We start from the raw sequence: 21,435 nt of genomic DNA on the forward strand, positions 1-21,435 counted from the left end.
GACCAACATGAACCTGCAGGCGATCCGCGCGATCTACCGCGCCGAAATGGCCCGCACGCGACGCACGCTGATGCAGAGCATCATCGCGCCGGTGATCTCGACGTCGCTGTACTTCGTCGTGTTCGGCTCGGCGATCGGCTCGCGCATCAGCGACGTGAACGGGATCGGCTACGGATCGTTCATCGTGCCCGGCCTCGTGATGCTGTCGCTGCTGTCGCAGAGCATCTCGAACGCGTCGTTCGGCATCTACTTCCCGCGCTTCACGGGCACGATCTACGAGGTGCTGTCCGCGCCCGTGTCGTACTGGGAGATCGTGATCGCGTACGTGGGCGCGGCCGCGTCGAAGTCGATGCTGCTCGGGCTGATCATTCTCGCGACGGCCGGCCTGTTCGTGCCGTTGCACATCCTGCATCCGTTCTGGATGGTGCTGTTCCTCGTGCTGACGTCCATCACGTTCAGCCTGTTCGGGTTCGTGATCGGGATCTGGGCCGACAGCTTCGAGAAGCTACAGCTCGTGCCGCTGCTGATCATCACGCCGCTCACGTTTCTCGGCGGCAGCTTCTATTCGGTGGACATGCTGCCGCCCGTGTGGCGCGTGGTCACGCTGTTCAACCCGATCGTCTATTTGATCAGCGGCTTCCGCTGGTCGTTCTACGGGCTGGCCGACGTGCACGTGTGGATCAGCCTCGCGGCGACCTCGCTGTTCCTGGCGATCCTGCTCGCGATCGTCGCGTGGATGTTCCGCACCGGCTACAAGCTGAAGAACTGACGCGCGCGGGCGCGGGATCGCCCCGGTTCGCGGGGAGAAGTTGCGCTGCTAGACTGGGCCGGAGATCGACCGGCGCCGCCTGCCGCATCGCAGCATGATGCGGTACGCGCGGCGCGCTTCCCGCCCCATTGCCTGCGCGAGGATCCCGATGAGCGCCTCCCGAATCGACGCCGTCCGCGACGGCCTGTTTCGCGCCACCACCTACGTCGACACGCTGGACCTCGGCTTCAGCCAGTTCTTCATACGCTCGCCGCACGGCGACGTGCTGTGCGTCGAAACCGGCACGCGCGCCAATTTCACGCAACTGAGCGCGGCGCTCGACGCGGTCGGCATTGCGCCGTCGATGGTCAGCAACGTGATCGTCCCGCATTTCGAGGCCGACGAGATGGGCGCGTTGCCCGACTTCCTCGCAGCCAACCCGGCGCTCGTCGCCTACGCGCATCCGATGTGCGCGTGGGGGCTGGCCGACGTGTTCGGCGTGCGCGCCGTACCGTTGCAGGACGGCGAGCCGACGACGCTGTCCGGCATCGACGTCGTGCCGGTGTTCACGAAGCACGTCCATCAGTGGGACGCGCTCGTCGTCTATCTGCCGGCGTACAAGGCGCTGCTGTCGTCGGACATCCTGATGCGCTTCGGCACGCAGGACGCCGACGATCCGCTGCCGGCGATCCTCGACGCGATCGCCCGCGCCGACTACCTGCCGTCGCTCGCGCATCTCGCGAGCGCGCTGCGCCGCGTCCAGGCGCTCGATATCGACATCGTGCTGCCGATGCACGGCCCGGCGATCACGCGCGACGTTCAGCGCGTGATCGCCGGCGTCATCGCGCATTGCGAGGCTGCCGCCGCGTAGTGCACAGCGCGGCGCGGCGACGGCCGCCGTTCAGGCGCCGGTGACGACGAATTCGTCGGCCGCCTTGCTCTGCACGGCGGCCAGCACGGCCAGTTCGCGCTTGGTGTGCGGCTCGCCCGACACCACGCCGGTCGCATGCTTGGCCTTCGCGCCGAGCGGAAAGAACACGAACGATGCACCGGCCGGCGCCTCCGGCTCGGCCCGCAGACGCTTGTTCAGAATCTTCAGATACTTCTTCTTCGACACTTCCTTCGCTGCCATGGCGCCCTCCGCACGAACGTAACGCTGGTCAGCATACCAGCTTGGCAGGCGGCCAGGAACGCCGCCGGGCCGTCGATCTGCACTAGAATGGACCCGCTTGCCAACTCGCCGTCCCCGGACGCGGCCACGTTACCGCGATGTCTTTTTCGGAGCGTTTTCATGCGTGTCGAGTTGTTCGCACAACACCACGGTTGTCCGGGCTGGGAAGGTGAAATGGCCCGGCGCATCGCCGCCTTCGACTGGTCGGAGGCCGGGCTCGGGCCGATCGAGCAATGGTCGGCGAGCCTGATCGCCGCAGTACGCACCGTGCTCGCGTCGCCGCTGCCGCTGGTGATGCTGTGGGGCCGGCCCGGCTACATGATCTACAACGATGCGTACGCCGCATTCTCCGGCGGCCGCCATCCGTATCTGCTCGGCAAGCCGGTCGAACTCGGCTGGCCCGAAGTCGCCGATTTCAACCGCAACGTGATGAATACCTGCCTCGCGGGCGGCACGCTGTCCTATCGCGACAAGGAACTCGTGCTGCTGCGCCACGGCCGGCCCGAAGACGTGTGGATGGACCTCCATTACAGCCCGCTCGCCGACGACGACGGTGCGCCGGGCGGCGTGCTCGCCGTCGTGATCGAGACGACCGAGCGCGTGCTCGCCACCCGTCAACGCGCACACGCGGAAGCCGCGCTGCAAGCGTCGAACGACGCGCTGCGCCGGCTGACCGAAACGCTCGAACAACGCGTCGCCGACGCGATCGCCGAGCGCGCGGCCATCGAGGAGCAGCTGCGTCACGCGCAGAAGATGGAGGCGATCGGCAGCCTGACCGGCGGCATCGCGCACGACTTCAACAACGTGCTGCAGGTGATCAGCGGCAATCTGCAGGTGCTGGCGGTCGAACTCGGCGAGCGGGCGAGCGCGCAGCCGCGGATCGAGAGCGCGAACAACGCGGTGCGGCGCGGCGCGCAGCTGGCGTCGCACCTGCTGGCGTTCGCTCGGCGTCAGCCGCTGTCGCCGACGGTGCTGAACCCGCGCAAGCTGATCGACGGCATGAGCGAGATGCTGCACCGCGCACTCGGCGAAACCGTGCGCGTCGTGGCCGCGCTGGCGCCCGACGTCGGCAACGTGCTCGCCGATCGCCACCAGCTGGAAAACGCGCTGCTGAACCTCGCGATCAATGCGCGCGACGCGATGCGCGGCGACGGTACGCTGACGATCGCGGCCTACAACGACACGACTGCCGTCGGCGCCCGGCGCACGCCGCTGCCGCCCGGCGAATACGTGACCTTCGAGATCACCGATACGGGCAGCGGCATGACGCCGGACGTGCTCGAACGCGTGTTCGAACCGTTCTTCACGACCAAGCCCGACGGCGAAGGCACGGGGCTCGGGCTCAGCATGGTGTTCGGCTTCGTCAAGCAAAGCGGCGGCCATACGGCGATCGACAGCGCGCCGGGCCAGGGCACCACCGTGCGGCTGACGTTCCCGCGCTGTCACGATGCGTTCGCCGAGGAACCGGCATGCGCGCCGCGGCCCGATCCGGTGCGCGGGCGGGAAACCATCCTGATCGTCGAGGACGACGCGGACGTCCGGCTCACCGTCGTCGACATGCTCGCGCAGCTCGGCTACAAGGTGCTCAGCGCGTCGGACGGCGAAGCCGCGCTGCGGATACTCGACAGCGGCACGCCGATCGACCTGCTGTTCACCGACGTGATCATGCCGGGGCACATCAAGGGCGGCGAACTGGCGCGCCGTGCGGCGCAGCGCACGCCGCCGCTGCCCGTGCTGTTCACGTCCGGCTATACGCGCGACGAAATTTTCCATTCGGGGCGGCTCGATCCCGGTGTGATGCTGCTCGGCAAGCCGTACCGCCGCGATGAGCTCGCGGCGCGGATTCGGAGTGTGCTCGACCGGAATGTGAAGGCGGCTTGAGCCGGACCGCGTTGCGGACCGGCTCCGTTACCGCCGAGCCGATGGGGGCGTGAGGGTGATCGCGGGCTTCGGCTTCGGGCCGCAGCGCATCGGCGGTGGCGTGCGGAAACCGGCTTGACCCATCGACCACCACCAAAAATTTTTCGCATGCGATGTCGATTCCTGCGCCGCTCGCACGTCGGAGTGACGCAAGCGTTCGTTTCGACGTCGGTACGACGGGCCGCAAACGGACGCCTCTTCCCCACGTCAAAGGAGCAACGACAATGCGCGTCATGGTGATCGTCAAGGCCACGGCCTCTTCCGAAGCGGGCGCGATGCCCGACACCGAATTGCTGGCCGCGATGGGCCGCTTCAACGAGGAACTGGTGAAAGCCGGCGTGATGCTCGCGGGCGAAGGCCTGCATCCGAGCTCGCGCGGCAAGCGCGTGCACTTCTCCGGCAACGAGCGCACCGTGATCGACGGCCCGTTCGCCGAAACCAAGGAACTCATCGCCGGCTACTGGGTGTGGCAGGTCGGCTCGATCGACGAGGCGGTCGAATGGGTCAAGCGCTGCCCGAACCCGATGCCGGTCGACTCGGACATCGAGATTCGCCCGATCTTTTCACCCGAAGACTTCGGTGAGGCATTCACGCCGGAACTGCAGGCCCAGGAAGCGCGGCTGCGCGCGGAGCTGGACGGCAAGCATGGCGAGTGAGGCGACGGGTGGGCGCGGTTCGCTGACCGAGCGCGGCACGCCGGCGCGGGTCAGCGAGCAGGACGACCACCCGGATTGACACGACTCCGTATAGTAACGTATCGTTTTGATACGTTACTATACGGAGTCGTCGTCATGCATTCCCGTTTCGACCGTTTTCGCGAGACACCGCTCGGCGCGCAGCTTGAAGCGCTGATCGGACAACCGGAGCGCTACGTCGAATTCGCGGCGCTGTCGCGGGTGGGCGTCGCCGCGATCGGCGCGATCCAGCACGAGATCGCGAGCAAATTCCCCGAAGTCGCCGCCGATACGACGGCGCGGCAGTTCTGCGGCTCGATGGTCGCCGACGTGATGCGTCGCCACGGGCACGACGTCGTGCAGGCGCGCGGCCGGCTCGGCGGCGCCCTGTTCAGCTACGGCGCGGTATTCAGCGCGTATCCGCAGGTGCTGCCGTTCGCGGACCTCGCGGCCGCGCTGGCCGAGATGCCGTCCCGGATCGCCGCGTACGCGGCGCACGTTCCCGCCGCACTCGTCACGCGCCGCCCGGCCGGGACGGGCTTCTCGCTGGTCGAGCATGCGTGCCACCTGCGCGACCTCGACGCCGTGTTCGCCGAGCGCATCGATCTGGTCCGGAGCAGCGAATTGCCGGTGATCGCGTCCGTCGACGGCACCGCGCTCGCCGCCCAGCGCGACTACCTCGCGCAGCCGCTCGGCGAAGCGCTCGCCGCGTTCGGCCGCGGGCGCGCCGCGCTGTGCGCGACGGTCGCGGCGCTGCAGCCACAGGAACTTGCACGCTGCGGCCTACGCGACGGCATCCGCCGGATGTCGCTCGACGAACTCGTCCGCGAACTGCTCGATCACGATCGCACCCACCTTCTCGAACTCGACGAATTGCTCGCTGAACTCGAGTTGCCGCCGCTTCGCCCGTCTACCGCCGAATGAGCGGTCGTGCAGGTCGGTTGTCTACGTTCACGGTTGCATCGGCACGCTCGACGCACGCGCACGGCCGGCCGCGCATCTCGTCCCGCGCCCGCGCGGCCATCGACTGACACACGCTGCGCCGGTCGAGTCGCCGTGCGGCGGCCGATCGGTGCGATTAATCAAGCGCGGGCGGCGAGCCCGCGATGCCGCTCCTCGATACCCGTACTCACCAGTCATGCGACGACCGCCTGACAACTCGTAGGCTTCGCAGAAATTTGTCTGAAAGGCACCGTTGCTAGAGTGTCCGCACAGGGTTTTCCCGATGCCGGACTGCCGAAAGGGCACGACACATGCGAGGCTCCATGAACCTGTTACGCACGTTGTGGCTACTGCTGTTGCTCGCGGCCGCCGTACCGGCCGCCGCGTTCGAGTCGCGCATCGTCGCGATCCCGAGCGCCGCGATGAACGCGACGCTGAAGGCGACCGTCGTGCTGCCCGATGCGTATGCGCGCCTTCGGCACGGCCCGGAGCGCAGCGTCGAGCGCTTTCCGGTCGTCTATCTGCTGCACGGCTCCGGCGGCGACCACACCGACTGGACCACCAACACCCGAATCGCCGCGCTCGCCGACCGCTATCACGTGATCCTCGTCATGCCCGATGGCGGCCACGAAAGCTGGTACATCGACAGCCCGTTCGATTCGGCCAGCCGCTTCGAAACCTTCATCGGCGACGAAGTCGTGTCGTACGTCGACAGCCATTTCAGAACGATCGACGCCAAGGGCGCACGCGCGATCACCGGCCTCAGCATGGGCGGCTTCGGCGCACTGCGCATCGCGCTCGACCGGCCCGACACGTTCGGCGCGGTCGGCAGCATCAGCGGCGCAGTCGACCCGCGCTGCTGCGAGGACGAACCCGGCATCGATCACGTGTTCGGCGACCCCGTCCGCCATCCGTCGTTCTGGAACCGCAATGCGATCATCGAAAGCGCGCGTACGTTCGTGCGCGCGCACCTCGACCTGACGATCGACTGCGGCCGCGACGACTCGCTGGTCGGCTCGAACCGCACGCTGCATCAACGGCTCATCGCGCTCGGCGTGCCGCACGACTACGCGGAGCGCCCGGGCGGCCACACCTGGGATTACTGGGCACACGCGATCCGCTATCAGATGCAGTTCTTCGCGACGTCGTTCCAGCACGGCGGTTACGCGTAACGCACGCACTACCGGCGCATGGCAAGTGGGTGGCGTGTCGTATCGCACCGGCTCGCATGGCGATGTGCAACAGACGATGAGCGCGCGCGGTGACGCGACAGGAAGGGAAAAGAAAACGGAAAACCAGCGTCGAGCGCCAGCCGAACCACGCGCTCGGTTGCGCTCAGTTGCGCTGCGCCGCGTCGGCGTTCACCACTCGATCGAAGATCTCCTGCGCGCGCGCCAGTTCGTCGAGCGCGCGATCGAGGCGCGACATCGCGCGTGCATAGTCGGCCGACGAGATGTCGTCGTCGCTTTCGCCGCGCACGGCGCGAAACGCCTGATCGACGTTGCGCGTGGCCTCGACGAAGCGTTGTGCGGCCCGGGCTTCCCGCGAACGGATGTGGATCGACATCGACACTTCTCCCTGAGGATTGCAGTGTGAAGCAAGCCGCCGCGCAGTGTGCGCGGCCCGCGTGTCGGCCGCGTGACCGACGGCCGCTTGCCGGGCGATGCGCGAATCGCCGAGCGGCGCGCTTCGTCGCGATTGTCGCGCGATGTCCGCTTGCCCGCTACGGCGAGATTGCAACAAATTCCTCGCGCACTCCGCGATGATGGCGACGCCGCTGCCGGTCGTTGCGCACGCATCGACCTTCAATCCCTGAACCGCACGCCGCGCGCTCGCGGCGCAACCGTCACGCGCGGCCGATGCGCGGCTGCGCAACACCGCCGAACGCGGCTGCCTCGGCCGGCCCCAGATCGAACAGATCGCCGGTGAGCTCGCGCGGATGCTCGGCCGCGGGCCGGTGCCGAAGCCGCACGACGTGCGCGGGCGCGACATAGGCGGCAGCCGTTTCAATCGGCGCCACGTCGAACAGATCGCGCGTGACGCCGCGCACGGTGTCCGTCGGCGACCGGCCGCGCAGACGAGCAACCAGCTCGACGAAGCGATCGAAATCGCCGGCACGCGTCGCGTTGTTCACGTCAGCGAGATCGCGTGCCTTCAGCACGCAAGGCTGCGCGAGCCGCACGAAATACGGCGCTTCCAGCTCGACCGACAGCGCAAGCGGATAGCTCCTGCCCGTTTGCTCCTTCGCGCGGCCGACGCAATCGACCACGGCCGCGCCCTGCGCGACGCCGAGCGGCTTGCCCGTGCTCACGCTGCGCAGGTGCTCGGGAAACACGCGCAGTTGCGTACCGACCGTCAACGCGGTCGACGATGCGCATACGAGCGCGTAGTGCTGTTCGCGGCGCCGGCCCGACGGCAGCGTCGCGCGGCTGGCGATGAAGGTATGAGGCGGCAGGGGCCGCACCTGGCCGCTCGCATCGATCCACGCATTCCACAGCAGCGCGTCCGCGCGCTTGCGCTCGCCCGGCCGCACCCGCGACGCCACCGGCGAAAACAACGCGAGCAGCGAACCGGTGCGATGCGCGGCGACCTGCGCGCTGCTGCCGAGCGGCTGGTTGATGCCCCACAGAAAGCGCCCGCCCCCGAGCCGGCGCTCCCATTCCTTGCGGAGCACGACGGTCGGAAGTTCCTCGCCGGACTCGGTACCGATCTTCGTCCAGCAGAACGTGGGAGGGAGGTGTTTCAGTGTCATCGACTTTCTCGGGATACAGCCTCGCTGGCGACAGCAAGCCCATTCAACAACCATAACTGTATAGGTATAATGCATGACATGGAAGCCCCGGACCGCGATTTTCCTGTACAAGACCTGTTACGCCATTTGCTGGCAGATACACGCTCGTCCAGCGAAATTGCGCGACTTTCTGGCGTTAGCCAACCGACGGTGTCGCGGCTTCGGATGTCGGACGGGCGCCGGCTGCGGCGCAGCGCGCCATTCAATAAGCTATGCAGTTTCTATGGACTGAATGCGCCCGGCCCGCGTCGCTACAACGACCTGCTGCGCGAGGCGATCGTCGACGCCTGGGACGGCTCGGACGAGCACGGGCGCGCGCTGTTGGTGGTGATCCAGGGCTTGAAGGACTTGCAGACGAAAGCCGAAAGCGGGTGACGGCGCGCAGCGGCAAACGCCGGAACGGCGGAACGGCCACGCGCGGGCGGTAACGGATGCGATCCGTCGCCGCCCGTTTTGCATCCGGCGATGCCGACGACATGTCACCGGTCAAGTGCGAGAAACTTTATTTACCTGTGGTTAAAAAAGTTTGACACGCCGTTTTCCCTGAGATAAGTTTTGCGCAAGCTTCCGGAAAGCAAACGCAGACCGGCAAGCTCATAAGACGCGCGGCGCGTCGGACATCGCCGGTCCGTTTCATCCCGTCGCCGCTCGCACGCGTGTCGTGTCGTCCGCAGCGCAGCACCGCAGCTCGCAATATCCCCGTTTTCTCTGCCGATACCGCCTGGTTTGACGAGGCAAGGTACCCGGCACGACTTTGATTGGCAGTACTGCATGAGCCGCGCCGCATCGGGCCGTGGGCGGTCGCCCCGGCGCTTTCGGCGGTGCGGTCATCTGTTCGTCGCAGGCGGTAATCGGCCCGGCCCGCAGGGGGCGTATCGCGGAACGGTCGTATCCACACAATCAGAACAACGAGGTCGACAATGCAATTCCATCCAGGAGGATTCCGTCGCGCATGGCTGCCGGCGCTGGCCGCAGCCGCGACGCTCGCCGCTTGCGGCGGCGACGACGGCGGCAGCGTGGCGGGCGCGTCCGCGCTCGCGCAAACCCAACAGGACGCGGCGTCCGCCTCGGCGGACGCCGCTGGATCGCTCGCGTCGCGCGTGTCGCCGTCCGGCGTCCCGTATGCGAATCCGGCCAGCGGCGGCCGCTATAAGCCCGTGATCGACGACGGCCAGGTGCAGCCGTCGTTGTCGGGCGCGACGATCGAAGAAAATGCATGGGTCGACACGCCGGTCGATTCCGACGGCGACGGCACCAGGGACCGGATTCACGTACGGATCGTGCGCCCGTCGGAAACGGCCAGCGGCGCACGCACGCCGGTCATCGTGCTCGCGAGCCCGTACTACGCCGGGCTCGCCGACAGCCCCAACCACGATGTCGACGTCGAGCTCGACGGCACGCCTCATCCCGCCACCGCCACCGCCGCCGCAGGCGGCTCGGCCACGCGGATCATGGCCGCCGCGCCGCAAACGCGGATGCTGCAGCAGCTCGAAGCGGCCGCGGCCGGCCGCTCGTGGATCGAAAGCTATTTCGTGCCGCGCGGCTTCACGATCGTCTATGCGGATTCGCTCGGCACGGCCGGCTCCGACGGCTGTCCGACCATCCTCACCCGCGAAGAATCCGTCGCAATGGCGTCGGTGATCCGCTGGCTCGGCCGCGATGCGACCGCGAAGGATGCGAACGGCAAGCCGCTCGTCGCGAGCTGGTCCACCGGGCACGTCGGCATGTACGGCGTGTCGTACGACGGCACGCTGCCGAAGATGGTCGCGAGCCTGCGCACGCGCGGGCTCGATGCGATCGTGCCGATCGCCGGGCTGTCGAACATGTACGGCTACTACCGCTCCGGCGGCCTCGTGCGCGCGCCGGAGGGCTATCAGGGCGAAGACGTCGACGTCTATATCAAGGCGCTTCTGACGAATGCGCATCCGGAGCGCTGCACACACCTGGTCGACGAGGCGTTGCAGCAGGAAGACCGCAAGACCGGCGACTATTCGCCGTTCTGGGCCGCGCGCGAGATCCCCACCGCGCTGGCCGTCGCGCCCGCGCTCGTCGCACAGGGGCTGACGGACGACAACGTGCGCACCGATCAGTCGACGTCGTGGTATCTGGCGATGCGACGCCAGCACGTGCCCACGCAGCTGTGGCTGCACCGCCTGAAGCACACCGACCCGACCCGCGTGCCGGCGATGGCGAACGCGTGGCCCGCCGAAGTGAACCGCTGGTTCACGCGCTATCTGATCGGCGTCGACAACGGCGTCGAGCGCGACCCGCGCGCGGTGATCGAGCAGCCCGACGGCACGCTGCTGAAGGAAGCGGACTGGGCCGCGCGCCACGCGACGCCCGTTGCATATTTCGCCGGCGGCGACGGCACGGGTATCGGCACGCTGCTGCGGATACCGAGCGGCGGTCCGCTCGCACGCTTCACCGACGATGCGTCGATACCGGCGCTCACGCTCGCCAATGCAACGACCGGCGAGCATCGCAGCCGCTTCGAGACCGCGCCGTTCGCGACCGCGACGCGCATGTCGGGCACCGCGACCGCGCGCGTGCGCTTGACCTTCACCGGCGTCGCGAACGTCACCGCCTTGCTGGTCGATCGTGCGCCCGACGGTACGGCGACGATCGTCACACGTGCATGGACCGACCCGCGCAACCGCGTGTCGGAATGGTTCTCGCAACCCGTGCTGCCGGGCACGCCGTACGACCTGAAGCTGACCTTCATGCCGCGCGACTACACGCTCGCCGCGGGCCACACGCTCGGGCTCGTCGTGCTGTCGAGCGACTATGAAGCGACGTTGCGGCCGACGCCCGGCACGGGCCTTGCGCTCGATCCGGCGGGCACGTCGGTCACGGTGCCGCTGGTATCGTCGTGAGCGATCGGGTGCAAGAGTGAGCGACCGAGCGGGCGCGCCCGGCATGACCGACTGCCGGGCGCGTCCGATCGCGCTGCGGATTCCTCACGAGCACGCGCCGCTCGAGCATGCGACCGCATGCCGTTTCATTCACACCGGCGTCAGCACCGGCGCGCCCGCGAAATGCCGCGCGGCATTGTCGAGAAACAGCTGCACCGACCGATCGAGCGCCTCCGGCGACCATCCGCCCATGTGCGGCGTCAACACGATGTTGTCGAGCGCCGTCAGCGCGCGGGGCGGCTCGGGCTCGCCTTCGTACACGTCGAGCGCGGCGCCCGCGATGCGCCGTTCGCGCAGCGCCTCCGCCAAAGCAGCGGTATCGACGACACTGCCGCGCGACACGTTGACGAGAAAACCGCCGGCACCCAGCGCATCGAGCACCGCGCCGTCGATCAGATGACGCGTGTGCGCGCCGCCCGGCGTCGCGACGATCATGAAATCGGCCCATTGCGCGAGCGCGTCGATCCGGTCGAAATAGCGGTAGGGAACCTCCTTGCGCGACCGGTTGTGATAGCCGATCTCGATGTCGAAGCCCGCCGCGCGCCGCGCGCATTTCTCGCCGATCCTGCCGAGCCCGACGATGCCGAGCTTCTTGCCCGACACGTTCGGCGGCATCTGCAGCGCGTCGCGCCACACGCCGTCGCGCGTGGCCGCATCGAGCCGCACCACGTCGCGCACGGCCGCGAGCAGCAGCGCGAACGCGTGATCGGCGACGCAATCGTCGTTGGTGCCCGCGCCGGTGACCACCGTGATGCCGCGCGCCTTCGCATGCGCGACGTCGATGTGCTCGTAGCCGGCGCCGAGCGCGCCGACCAACGTGAGCTGCGGCAGCAGATCGATTTCCGCGGCCGTGAGCCCCGTGCTGCCGTTGGTCAGCACCGCGCGTATCGTGCCGCCGTGTGCGGCGATCGCCTGGCCGCGCGCCTCGGCCGTCGGCGCGTGGTGAACGTGGTACGACGCGGCGATGCGGCGGTGCGCGTCGTCGCGCAGCGCGATCAGAACCAGCAACTCGGGTTTCATGTCAGCAAGTGTCCGCAGGCGGGAATGCGTTCCAGTGTAACAACGGCGCGCGGCGCGTGCCGTTAGCCCCACGCACGCTGTGGGCACGCCGCCGCGCGCGGTTTGCCAAAGGCCGTCCAGTCAAGTAACTTTCGGCGTACGTCCCGATACTGGAGATTGGCCCGATGAAGCTCGCCCTGCCCGCCCCGCTCCTGGGGCTCGCGTTCGCCGCCGCCGTCGTCGCGCCCGGCGCGCACGCCGATACGCCCGTCGTGGTGTCGTCGAAGATCGACACCGAAGGCAACCTGCTCGGCAACGTCATCGCACAAGTGCTGAAGGCCCACGGCATCGCCGTCACCGAGAAGATCGCGCTCGGCACGACGCCGATCGTGCGCAAGGCGCTCACCAGCGGCGAGATCGACATCTACCCCGAATACACCGGCAACGCGGCGTTCTTCTTCAACAAGGCCGACGACCCGGTGTGGAAAAACGCGAGCCAGGGCTACGACACCGCGAAGAAGCTCGACTATTCGGCGAACCATCTCGTGTGGCTCACGCCGGCGCCGGCGAACAACACGTGGGGCGTCGCCGTGCTCGCGCCCGTCGCGCAGGCACAGCATCTGAAGACCTTCTCCGATCTCGGCAAATGGGTCGCGGGCGGCGGCAAGCTCAAGCTCGCGGCGTCGGCCGAGTTCGTGAACAGCGCGTCTGCGCTGCCATCGTTCGAGAAGGCGTACGGCTTCAAGCTGAAGCAGGATCAATTGGTCGTGCTGTCCGGCGGCGACACGGCCGCCACCATCAAGGCGGCCGCGAACCAGACCGACGGCGTGAACGCGGCGATGGTGTACGGCACCGACGGCGGCATCGCGTCGAGCGGCCTCGTCGTGCTCGACGACGACAAGCACGTGCAGCCCGTCTATGCGCCGACGCCGGTGATTCGCGAAGCCGTGCTGAAGGCGCATCCGCAAATCGCCGACTATCTGAAACCGGTGTTCGCCAGCCTCGACCTGAAGACGCTGCAGTCGCTGAACGCGCAAATCCAGATCAACGGCGAACCGGCGGCCGGCGTCGCAAAGCGCTACCTGAAGTCGAAGGGCTTCGTTAAGTGACGGAACGCGCGGCGCGCATCGCGCTCGACAAGCTGGGCGTCCTGATCGGTGTGCTGACGATCATCGCGGTGTTCGGGATGCCGTTCGTCGTGCTGCGGCCGAACCGCATCGCGGCCGGCACCGGGCTGTCGGTGTTCGCCGCGCTGCCCGCCGCATCGGGCGCGGCGCTCGCCGTGCTGTGGACCGCCGGCGCGCTGTGGACGATGAAGGCGAGCCGCCCCGTGTGGCGGCTCGCGGCCGGTTGCGCCTCGCTCGCGACGCTCGCGTATGCGCTCGGCGCGGCCGCCGCGCACGTCGTCGCGCCCGACGACATGCTCGCGCGCGTGTCGCCCGCCGCGAGCGTGTGGGTGCTGCTGTTCGCGTCGGCCGTGCTGGTCGCGGACGCGCTCGCACGGCTCGCGTTCGGCCCGTGGCGGCGCCTCGCCGCACTGGCAGTCGCGATCGCGGCGATTTCGGTGCCGCTGGCGAGCGGCTGGTGGGACGGGCTGTCGATCATGCGCGAATACGCGGTGCGCAGCGACGACTTCTGGCGCGAGGCGACGCGCCACGTCGCGCTCGCGGGCGGCTCGGTCGCGGCCGCGTTGGTCGCCGGCCTGCCGCTCGGCATCGCGTGCACGCGGTTCGTATCGGTACGCACCGTCGTGATGCCGGCGCTCAATATCGTGCAGACGGTCCCGAGCATCGCGATGTACGGGCTGATGATGGCGCCGCTCGGGCTGTTGGCCGCGCGCGTGCCGCTCGCGGCCGCGCTCGGGATTCGCGGGATCGGCGTCGCGCCTGCCGTGCTCGCGCTGTTCCTCTACTCGCTGCTGCCGATCGCGTCGAGCGTCGTGGTCGGGCTCGCGCAGGTGCCGCCGCATGTGACCGAAGCCGCGCGCGCGATGGGCATGACGCGCGTGCAGCGGCTGCTGCGCGTCGATCTCGTGCTCGCGCTGCCGGTGATCCTCAGCGGCGTGCGCATCGTGCTCGTGCAGAACATCGGGCTGACGGCGGTGGCCGCGCTGATCGGCGGCGGCGGCTTCGGCACTTTCATTTTCCAGGGCATCGGGCAATCGGCGGCGGACCTCGTGCTGCTCGGCGCGATTCCGACGATCGCGCTCGCGATGACGGCCGCTGTCGTGTTCGAGGCCGCGACCACGCTCGCGAAGGGACGTACCGCATGATCGAGATCGAACGCATCGGCAAACGCTTCGGCGAGATCGTCGCCGTCGACGACGTGTCGCTGACGATGAAGCAAGGCACGATCACCGCGCTCGTCGGCGCATCGGGCAGCGGGAAATCGACGCTGCTGCGCATGATCAACCGGCTGATCGCGCCGAGCAGCGGCACGATCCGCATCGACGGCGTCGATACCGCGGGCGTGCCGCCCGAGCAGCTGCGGCGGCGCATCGGCTACGTGATCCAGGGGCACGGGCTGTTCCCGCACTGGAGCGTCGCGCGCAATATCGCGACCGTGCCGCGCCTGCTCGGCTGGCCCGCCGCGCGCATCGACGCGCGCGTGCGCGAACTGCTCGAACTGTTTCATCTCGCGCCGTCCGAGTTCGCGGACAAGCTGCCGCACGAGCTGTCGGGCGGCCAGCAGCAACGTGTGGGCGTCGCGCGCGCGCTGGCCGCCGAGCCGGCGATGCTGCTGATGGACGAGCCGTTCGGCGCGCTCGATCCGATCATCCGCAACAAGGCGCAGGACGATCTGTACGCGCTGCAGCGCCGGCTCGGCATCACCGTCGTGATCGTCACGCACGATATCGAGGAAGCGCTGAAGCTCGGCGACACGATCGCCGTGATGGACGGCGGGCGGCTGTTGCAGGTCGCGTCGCCGGCGGAGATTCTCGGCAAGCCGGCCGCGGGTGTAGTCGAGCAGCTCGTCGCCGGTGTCGACCGGCCGCTGCGGCTGCTCGCGCTGACGCCGATCGACGCGGTGGCCGAGCCCGGTCACGCGGACGGCGAACCGATCGCCGCGACGCGCACGTTACGCGACGCGGTGTCCGAGCTGCTGTGGCGCGGCGTCGAAGCATTGCCGGTCGGCGAGGCGAACGGCGATGGCGCGCACGGTGCGCCGGCCGCGCGACGCATCACGCTCGACGCGATTCGCGCGCACGCGAGGAAGCCCGCATGAGCGCGCCTGCACAGCCGGCGCGTGCTCCGCTGCCGCGGCGGTTGGCGCCGCATGTCGCGCAGGTCGCGCGCGCGGCCGCGCTCGCGCTATTGCTCGTGCTGCTGTTGCGCCCCGCGTGGCTGCAAGGCGCGTTCGCGCCGTTCGCGGACAACGGCGCGCCCGTCATCTACGACCGCGCGAGCCTGCTCGACCTGACGCTCGCGCATCTCGGCACCGTGGCGTTGTCGAGCCTGATCGGCACGCTCGTCGCGGTCGCGGCGGGCATCGCCGTCACGCGGCCGTGGGGTGCGGATTTTCTGCCGGTCGCGCGCAGCGTGGCCGACATCGGCCAGACGTTTCCGCCGGTTGCCGTGCTCGCGCTGGCGGTGCCGGCGGTCGGGTTCGGGTTGAAGCCGGTGCTGATCGCGCTCGTCCTGTACGGGCTCCTGCCGATCTTCGAAAGCACGATCGCGGGCATTGAAGACGTGCCGCGCGACATCGTCGAGGCCGCGCGCGGGATGGGAATGAACGGCTGGCAGCAACTCGTGTCGATCGAGCTGCCGCTCGCGTTTCCGGTGATCGTCAACGGCGTGCGGCTCGCGGTCGTGATCAATCTCGGCACCGCGACGATCGGCTCGACGGTCGCCGCGCGCGGCCTCGGCGACGTGATCATCGCAGGACTGCAAACGTCGAACACCGCGTTCGTGCTGCAAGGCGGCGTGATCGTCGGGCTGCTCGCGGTGCTGGTCAGCGATGCGATCGGGGCACTGGCAAGGGTGGCGGGTGGGCGGCGGGGGTAGTGCGCGTGGGTGGCTCACTCGCGACCAAAACAGAGCCAGAGCGCGACTGACTCACACGCTCGATGCGGACTCCGATGCGGGCGCCCACAACCATCCCCATCCCCACCGCCCCAACCCTACATCGCCCTTTCACTCGACCCTGCGCTCGACCCTGCGCCGCAATTGGCCGATATACTATGCGCCTCCCAATTCCTCGCACTCGACCATGCGACGACGGTTTCTCTGGCTGATCGTGGTTTCGCTCGGCATTGCGCAACAGGCAGCGGCGCAGCAAGCGCCCGGGCTGCCGGCCTCCGCGCAACCGGCCTCCGCGCCGCAAGCGAGCGCGTCGGCAGCGGACGCCGCATCCGCGCCGCTCGCCAACGATCAGCCCAACGGAGCAAACCACCGCATCACGTCGTATCTGACGAAGAAATTCGGTCTCGCGAAGGAAAAGGCGACGCGGCTCGCCGATATCGTGAACCTCACCGCGACGAAATATTCGCTGCCGCCGGCGCTGGTTTACGCAATCATTTCGATCGAATCGCGCTTCCAGGAAAAGGCGCGCGGCCAGCATGGCGCGACCGGCCTGATGCAGGTCGTGCCGACCGCCCACCGCGGCATGCTGCGCGACGTGAAGGACCTCACCGAACCGAACGCGAACGTCGACGTCGGCTCCAGGATTCTGTCGGGTTACGTGCGCGCGGCCGGCGGCAACGTGCAGGCCGGCCTGAAGAGCTACGGCGGATCGAATGCCTATGCGGCCAAGGTGATGCAGCGCGTCGACGCGTTCCGCTTCGTGCTCGAACCCGAAGACGGCTCACGCAACGCCGCCGATGCGACGCCGCGGATGATACCGGTCAGCGATCCGTCGAACGCGGCGCCATCGGTGAACCGCAACGCGAAGTAGACGCTCCGCGCGCGCTTACAGCTGCCCCGCCGCGCCCGTCCACCGCAGGTAATCGCCGCGCGTCCAGTCGAGCGACACGCCGACGCGTTTCGTGCCCGGCCGGATCTTCGGCTTGTACATCGACAAGGTCAGCGACTCCAGCGCCGGCCATTCCCGAAACGACATCACCGCGAGATCGGCGACGAGCGTCTCCAGCAGCCGCGTATGCGGCTTGTGCGACAGGAACGACGCGACGCGCGCGCAGTAGCCGTCGTAATCGATCCACTCGCCTTCCTCGCTCGGCTCGCAGCGATAACCGAGCCGCGCATCGATCACGACCGGCTGCGGCGCTTCATGCTCGTGCGCATGAATGCCGATGCGCGCGGGCACCTTCAGTTCGTCGACGAACACGCTCCAGCCGCGCCCGCGCAGGCGCGGCGCATCGATCGCCACGAACGGTTCGTCGAACGGCTTCATGATGCCAGCGGCGCTGCGGCGTCGAGCATGATGCGCACGAAATAGTCGGCGAAACTGCGGCGCAGGACGATCTCGAACGTATCGTCGCCGGTCGGAATCAGCGTGATCGGCGACTTGAAGTAGTGCGACTGCGCGCACTGGCCCGGCTTGAACATGCGCGGATGCAGATCGAGCGGGCAGCCGCGCGCGATCACGTCGCGCACGCGTTCGCCGCTGATCTCGACGACGGTGTAGCCGCTGCCGACGTCGACGGCCGCCGCATACAGCCCCTGCATCGCCTCGGCCAGCTGCCCTTCGAGCATGCCGGCCTGCACGGGCCCGTTCGAGCGCACGAGCCACTCGTCGGGGCCGAGCCACAGCACGTCGTATCCGACGCCGCGCGCGACCGTGTTGGGGGCCGACGGCGGCTGGCAGCCCACCACCCGCTCGAACGCGGCGACGAACGCCGCGTCGCCCGGCTCGCCGCGCACGTTGACGAGATCGAGGAACGGCCGCTCGCGCAGCGTGAACTTCTTCGATGCGCGCGCCTGATGCGGCTTCAGCACATCGGCCGCGCCGACGAACGGCGATTCAAGCATGACGCCCGCGCCTGCCACCGGCGTCTGGTTTCTGGTTTCATTCCACATGCTGGCGCACCCCTTCGGTATCGTAGAAAACCGGGCTCGAAATCGTCGCGGTGATGCGCTTGCCGTCGGCCAGCGGAATCACGACGCTCTCGCCCATCTTGTTCAGGCCGCCCTTCACCACTGCGAGCGCGATCGAGCGCTTCAGGATCGGGCTGTAATAACTCGACGTCACGTGGCCGATCATCGGCGTGGGCTCGGCGGCCGACACCTGCGTGTCCTTCGCGATGATCTGCGCGCCTTCCGGCAGCACCAGCTGATCGTCCGCGGTCAGCAGGCCGACGAACTGCTTGCGGCCTTCCTTCGACGTATCGGCGCGCGACAGCGAGCGCTTGCCGAGGAAGTCCTTCGACTTCGCGACGAGCCCGCCCATCCCGAGGTCGTACGGCGTGACCGAGCCGTCGGTGTCCTGGCCGACGATGATGTAGCCCTTCTCCGCGCGCAGCACGTGCATCGTCTCCGTGCCGTACGGCGTGATGTCGAACTCGGCGCCGGCCGCCATCAGCGCCTCCCACACCGCGCGGCCCGCATTGGCCGGCACGTTGACTTCATAAGCCAGTTCGCCCGAGAAGCTGATCCGCATCACGCGCGCCTTCACGCCGGCGACGGTGCCGTTCCGGTAGCTCATGAACGGGAACGCTTCGTTGCCGAAATCGATGTCCTGGCAGACCTTCTGCACGACCTTGCGGCTCTTCGGGCCGACCACCGCGAACGTCGCCCAGTGATCGGTGACGGACGCGAGCCGCACCTTCATGTCCGGCCATTCCGTCTGCAGCCAGCGCTCGAGCCACGTGAGCACGCGCGCCGCGCCGCCCGTGGTGGTGGTCATCATGAAGTGCTGGTCGGCGAGGCGCACCGTCACGCCGTCGTCGAACACCATGCCGTTCTCGTCCAGCATCAGCCCGTAGCGGCACTTGCCGACCTCGAGCTTGTTCCACGGGTTCGTGTACATCCAGTTCAGCAGCTTCACCGCGTCCGGGCCCTGGATGTCGATCTTGCCGAGCGTCGACGCATCAAGAATGCCCACGCTGTTGCGCACCGCGAGGCATTCGCGCTGCACGGCCGCATGGAGGTCCTCGCCCTTCTTCGGGAAGTACCACGGCCGCTTCCAGTTGCCGACGTCCTCGAACATCGCGCCATGCTCGACGTGCCATTCGTGCACGCAGGTCTTGCGGATCGGATCGAGGAAGTCGCCGGTCTCGCGGCCCGCGAACGTGCCGAACGACACGGGCGTGTAGTTCGGGCGGAACGTCGTCGTGCCCGTTTCCGGAATCGTCTTGCCGAGCGCCTGCGCGAGGATCGCCATCCCGTTGATGTTGCCGAGCTTGCCTTGATCGGTGCCGAAGCCCATCGCGGTGTAGCGCTTCACGTGCTCGACCGATTCGAAGCCTTCGCGCGCGGCCAGCAGGATGTCGGCCGCGGCCACGTCGTTCTGGAAGTCGACGAACTGCTTCGGCCCGCGTGCCGCGGCCTCACGGCTGCCGACCAGCCACAGCGGCTGCAGTGCGCCTTCGACGAGTTCCGCGGCCTGCGGCGCGACCGCGCGCTGCGCAGCGACGAAGCCCGCCGCCTTCGCGGCCTCGGCGCCCGCATCGACCGCGAGCCGCAGCGCGCGGGCAAGACCGAACTCGCCGGCCGCCGCACCCACGCTCGCCTCGGGCTGCACGGCCTTGCCCGGCAGGAAGCACGCCTTCTCGTCGTTCCAGCAGGCCTTGCCGCCCGACTGCGCGAACAGGTGCAGCACCGGGCTGAAGCCGCCCGACATCGCGACCAGGTCGCATGCCAGCGACTGCAGCTTGCCGCCCGTCTGCCCGTTCGAATACGACGCGACGTCGACCGACGATACGCGCCATTTGCCCGATGCCGCCGTGACGACGGCGCCGCTCATCACCGTCACGCCCTGCCGCTTCGCGGCGGCCGGCAGCGCGCCGTTCGACGACGCACGCGAATCGACGACCGTCACCTTCGCGCCGCATGCCTTCAGGTCGAGCGCGGTCTGGTACGCGCGGTCGTTGTTCGTGAACACGACGACGTTGCGGCCCGGCAGCACGCCGTAACGATGCACGTAGGTGGACACCGCGCCCGCGAGCATCACGCCCGGCAGGTCGTTGTTGCCGAAGACGATCGGGCGCTCGTGCGCGCCGGTCGCGAGGATCACGCGCTTCGCGCGGACCTTCCACAGCAGTTCGCGCGTCCCCTTGCGCATCGACACCGGCAGGTGCTCGGTCAGGCGCTGCGTGACGGTCACGAGGTTGTGGTCCTGATAGCCGAACGCGGTGCTGCGCGACAGAATCGTCACGTCGGGCAGCTTGCGCAGCTCGGCCTCGATCTTCTCGACCCATTGCAGCGCCGGCTTGCCGTCGATCTCGGCCCGGCACGACAGCAGGCTGCCGCCGAGTTCGCGCTGATCGTCGACGAGGATCACGCGCGCGCCGGCCGTCGCGGCCGCATGCGCGGCGGCGAGGCCCGACGGGCCGCCGCCGACCACGAGCACGTCGCAGTGCGCGTAGCACTTGTCGTAGCGGTCGGCGTCGAGCACGTCCGGCGCCTTGCCGAGGCCGGCGGCCTCGCGGATCTTCTCTTCGTACTTCGGCCACATGTTGCGCGGCCACATGAAGGTCTTGTAGTAGAAGCCGGCCGGCATGAAGCGCGACAGCTTCTGGTTGATCGCGTACTTGTCGTGCTCGAGCGACGGCTGCGCGTTCACGCTCGTCGCGACGAGGCCCTGGTACAGCTCGATCTCGGTCGCGCGTGCGTTCGGCACCGTGTACGGGCCGGTTTCGAGCTGCACGACGGCATTCGGTTCGGCGACGTCGGCCGTCACGATCCCGCGCGGACGGTGGTACTTGAAGCTGCGCGCGACGAAGTGCACGCCGTTCGCGAGCAGCGCGGACGCGAGCGTGTCGCCCTGGAAGCCCTGATAGGTGCGGCCGTTGAACGTGAACGTCAGCGGAATCGCGCGATTGACGCGGCCACCGGTGCCGAGGCGGTCTTTCTGGCTCATTTGCTCGTGCCCTCTTCGTGTGCATGACCGGCGGCCCCGCCGAACTTTTCGTAACCCTTGATTTCGTAGGTGACCGTATCGCGCGTCACCTTGAACCAGCGGCGGCAACCCTGCGTGTGCAGCCACTGCTCGCGGTGCAGCCCGCGCTTGTTCTCGCGCATGAACACGTACTCGCCCCATTCGCGGTCGGTCATGTTCTCGTTAGCGACCGGGCGCACGATGTCGGCTTCGCCGCCGCACGTGAACTCGGATTCGGCGCGCGGCCCGCACCACGGACATTCGATCAGCAACATGTTGGTTTC

The 21,435-nt window shown here is 68.4% G+C and carries 21 protein-coding genes; 13 read left to right on the plus strand and 8 right to left on the minus strand.

Annotation, left to right across the window (positions count from 1 at the left end; genetic code table 11):
* Window positions 1–7: 7 nt before the first annotated feature.
* Window positions 8–769 carry an ABC transporter permease gene (locus MYA_RS14830; RefSeq protein ID WP_085954514.1) on the plus strand — a complete coding sequence of 254 codons (762 nt, stop codon included), beginning with the start codon at window positions 8–10 and terminating at the stop codon, window positions 767–769.
* Window positions 770–917: 148 nt separating this feature from the next.
* Window positions 918–1,619 carry an MBL fold metallo-hydrolase gene (locus MYA_RS14835; protein ID WP_011880792.1) on the plus strand — a complete coding sequence of 234 codons (702 nt, stop codon included), beginning with the start codon at window positions 918–920 and terminating at the stop codon, window positions 1,617–1,619.
* 30 nt (window positions 1,620–1,649) lie between these two features.
* Here the strand turns inward: MYA_RS14835 and MYA_RS14840 are convergent, their stop codons facing one another.
* Window positions 1,650–1,880, minus strand: coding sequence for a hypothetical protein (locus MYA_RS14840; protein WP_011880793.1), 231 nt, complete (start codon window positions 1,878–1,880; stop codon window positions 1,650–1,652).
* Between the two features lie 159 nt (window positions 1,881–2,039).
* On the opposite strand from MYA_RS14840, the gene MYA_RS14845 reads away from it, so the two are divergent.
* The 4 genes from MYA_RS14845 to MYA_RS14860 all read left to right on the plus strand — a co-directional run bounded on the left by MYA_RS14845 (window position 2,040) and on the right by MYA_RS14860 (window position 6,627).
* On the plus strand, window positions 2,040–3,800 hold the full coding sequence (locus tag MYA_RS14845) for an ATP-binding protein (protein ID WP_014723987.1): 1,761 nt from the start codon (window positions 2,040–2,042) through the stop codon (window positions 3,798–3,800).
* A gap of 263 nt (window positions 3,801–4,063) precedes the next feature.
* Entirely contained in the window at window positions 4,064–4,495 is a 432-nt protein-coding gene (locus tag MYA_RS14850; RefSeq protein ID WP_014723988.1) for a YciI family protein, read from the plus strand.
* A 135-nt stretch (window positions 4,496–4,630) separates the two neighbouring features.
* Window positions 4,631–5,437: a DinB family protein gene (locus MYA_RS14855; protein WP_014723989.1), complete on the plus strand. Its 807-nt coding sequence runs from the start codon at window positions 4,631–4,633 to the stop codon at window positions 5,435–5,437.
* A gap of 341 nt (window positions 5,438–5,778) precedes the next feature.
* Window positions 5,779–6,627, plus strand: coding sequence for an alpha/beta hydrolase (locus MYA_RS14860; RefSeq protein WP_014723990.1), 849 nt, complete (start codon window positions 5,779–5,781; stop codon window positions 6,625–6,627).
* 163 nt (window positions 6,628–6,790) lie between these two features.
* Here the strand turns inward: MYA_RS14860 and MYA_RS14865 are convergent, their stop codons facing one another.
* Together MYA_RS14865 and MYA_RS14870 are read right to left on the minus strand one after the other, a co-directional pair.
* Window positions 6,791–7,021 (minus strand): hypothetical protein, encoded by a 231-nt coding sequence (locus MYA_RS14865; protein WP_014723991.1) that lies wholly within the window; start codon window positions 7,019–7,021, stop codon window positions 6,791–6,793.
* 280 nt (window positions 7,022–7,301) lie between these two features.
* A complete protein-coding gene (locus MYA_RS14870; RefSeq protein WP_034195504.1) occupies window positions 7,302–8,207 on the minus strand; it encodes a hypothetical protein in 906 nt (301 codons plus the stop codon).
* Window positions 8,208–8,285: 78 nt separating this feature from the next.
* Between MYA_RS14870 and MYA_RS14875 the strand changes: the two genes are divergently transcribed.
* Together MYA_RS14875 and MYA_RS14880 are read left to right on the plus strand one after the other, a co-directional pair.
* Window positions 8,286–8,621, plus strand: coding sequence for a helix-turn-helix domain-containing protein (locus tag MYA_RS14875; protein ID WP_011880800.1), 336 nt, complete (start codon window positions 8,286–8,288; stop codon window positions 8,619–8,621).
* 545 nt (window positions 8,622–9,166) lie between these two features.
* Window positions 9,167–11,119: a Xaa-Pro dipeptidyl-peptidase gene (locus tag MYA_RS14880; RefSeq protein WP_014723995.1), complete on the plus strand. Its 1,953-nt coding sequence runs from the start codon at window positions 9,167–9,169 to the stop codon at window positions 11,117–11,119.
* 129 nt (window positions 11,120–11,248) lie between these two features.
* On the opposite strand, the gene MYA_RS14885 is transcribed toward MYA_RS14880, so the two are convergent.
* The gene (locus tag MYA_RS14885; protein ID WP_014723996.1) at window positions 11,249–12,178 is read right to left on the minus strand and encodes a 2-hydroxyacid dehydrogenase; all 930 of its coding nucleotides are present in this window, start codon (window positions 12,176–12,178) and stop codon (window positions 11,249–11,251) included.
* A gap of 164 nt (window positions 12,179–12,342) precedes the next feature.
* Between MYA_RS14885 and osmF the strand changes: the two genes are divergently transcribed.
* The 5 genes from osmF to MYA_RS14910 all read left to right on the plus strand — a co-directional run bounded on the left by osmF (window position 12,343) and on the right by MYA_RS14910 (window position 17,050).
* Window positions 12,343–13,266, plus strand: a complete 924-nt coding sequence (gene osmF / locus MYA_RS14890) for a glycine betaine ABC transporter substrate-binding protein OsmF (RefSeq protein ID WP_014723997.1) — start codon at window positions 12,343–12,345, stop codon at window positions 13,264–13,266.
* Entirely contained in the window at window positions 13,263–14,429 is a 1,167-nt protein-coding gene (locus MYA_RS14895; RefSeq protein ID WP_014723998.1) for an ABC transporter permease, read from the plus strand. The genes osmF and MYA_RS14895 overlap by 4 nt, the downstream gene beginning before the upstream one ends.
* Entirely contained in the window at window positions 14,426–15,382 is a 957-nt protein-coding gene (locus MYA_RS14900) for an ABC transporter ATP-binding protein (RefSeq protein WP_014723999.1), read from the plus strand. Before MYA_RS14895 ends, MYA_RS14900 begins: the two co-directional genes overlap by 4 nt.
* Entirely contained in the window at window positions 15,379–16,161 is a 783-nt protein-coding gene (locus MYA_RS14905; RefSeq protein WP_011880806.1) for an ABC transporter permease, read from the plus strand. The genes MYA_RS14900 and MYA_RS14905 overlap by 4 nt, the downstream gene beginning before the upstream one ends.
* A 205-nt stretch (window positions 16,162–16,366) precedes the next feature.
* On the plus strand, window positions 16,367–17,050 hold the full coding sequence (locus MYA_RS14910) for a lytic transglycosylase domain-containing protein (RefSeq protein ID WP_011880807.1): 684 nt from the start codon (window positions 16,367–16,369) through the stop codon (window positions 17,048–17,050).
* Window positions 17,051–17,065: 15 nt separating this feature from the next.
* On the opposite strand, the gene MYA_RS14915 is transcribed toward MYA_RS14910, so the two are convergent.
* From MYA_RS14915 to MYA_RS14930, 4 genes are read right to left on the minus strand one after another with little or no spacing between them, the layout of a single operon-like run.
* On the minus strand, window positions 17,066–17,506 hold the full coding sequence (locus tag MYA_RS14915) for a dihydroneopterin aldolase (protein WP_011880808.1): 441 nt from the start codon (window positions 17,504–17,506) through the stop codon (window positions 17,066–17,068).
* Window positions 17,503–18,132, minus strand: coding sequence for a sarcosine oxidase subunit gamma (locus MYA_RS14920; protein WP_011880809.1), 630 nt, complete (start codon window positions 18,130–18,132; stop codon window positions 17,503–17,505). Before MYA_RS14920 ends, MYA_RS14915 begins: the two co-directional genes overlap by 4 nt.
* Window positions 18,122–21,133, minus strand: a complete 3,012-nt coding sequence (locus tag MYA_RS14925; protein ID WP_011880810.1) for a sarcosine oxidase subunit alpha family protein — start codon at window positions 21,131–21,133, stop codon at window positions 18,122–18,124. The genes MYA_RS14920 and MYA_RS14925 overlap by 11 nt, the downstream gene beginning before the upstream one ends.
* Entirely contained in the window at window positions 21,130–21,426 is a 297-nt protein-coding gene (locus tag MYA_RS14930; protein WP_011880811.1) for a sarcosine oxidase subunit delta, read from the minus strand. Before MYA_RS14930 ends, MYA_RS14925 begins: the two co-directional genes overlap by 4 nt.
* Window positions 21,427–21,435: the final 9 nt, after the last annotated feature.

This window comes from Burkholderia sp. KJ006, from assembly GCF_000262695.1.
Lineage (GTDB): Bacteria > Pseudomonadota > Gammaproteobacteria > Burkholderiales > Burkholderiaceae > Burkholderia > Burkholderia vietnamiensis.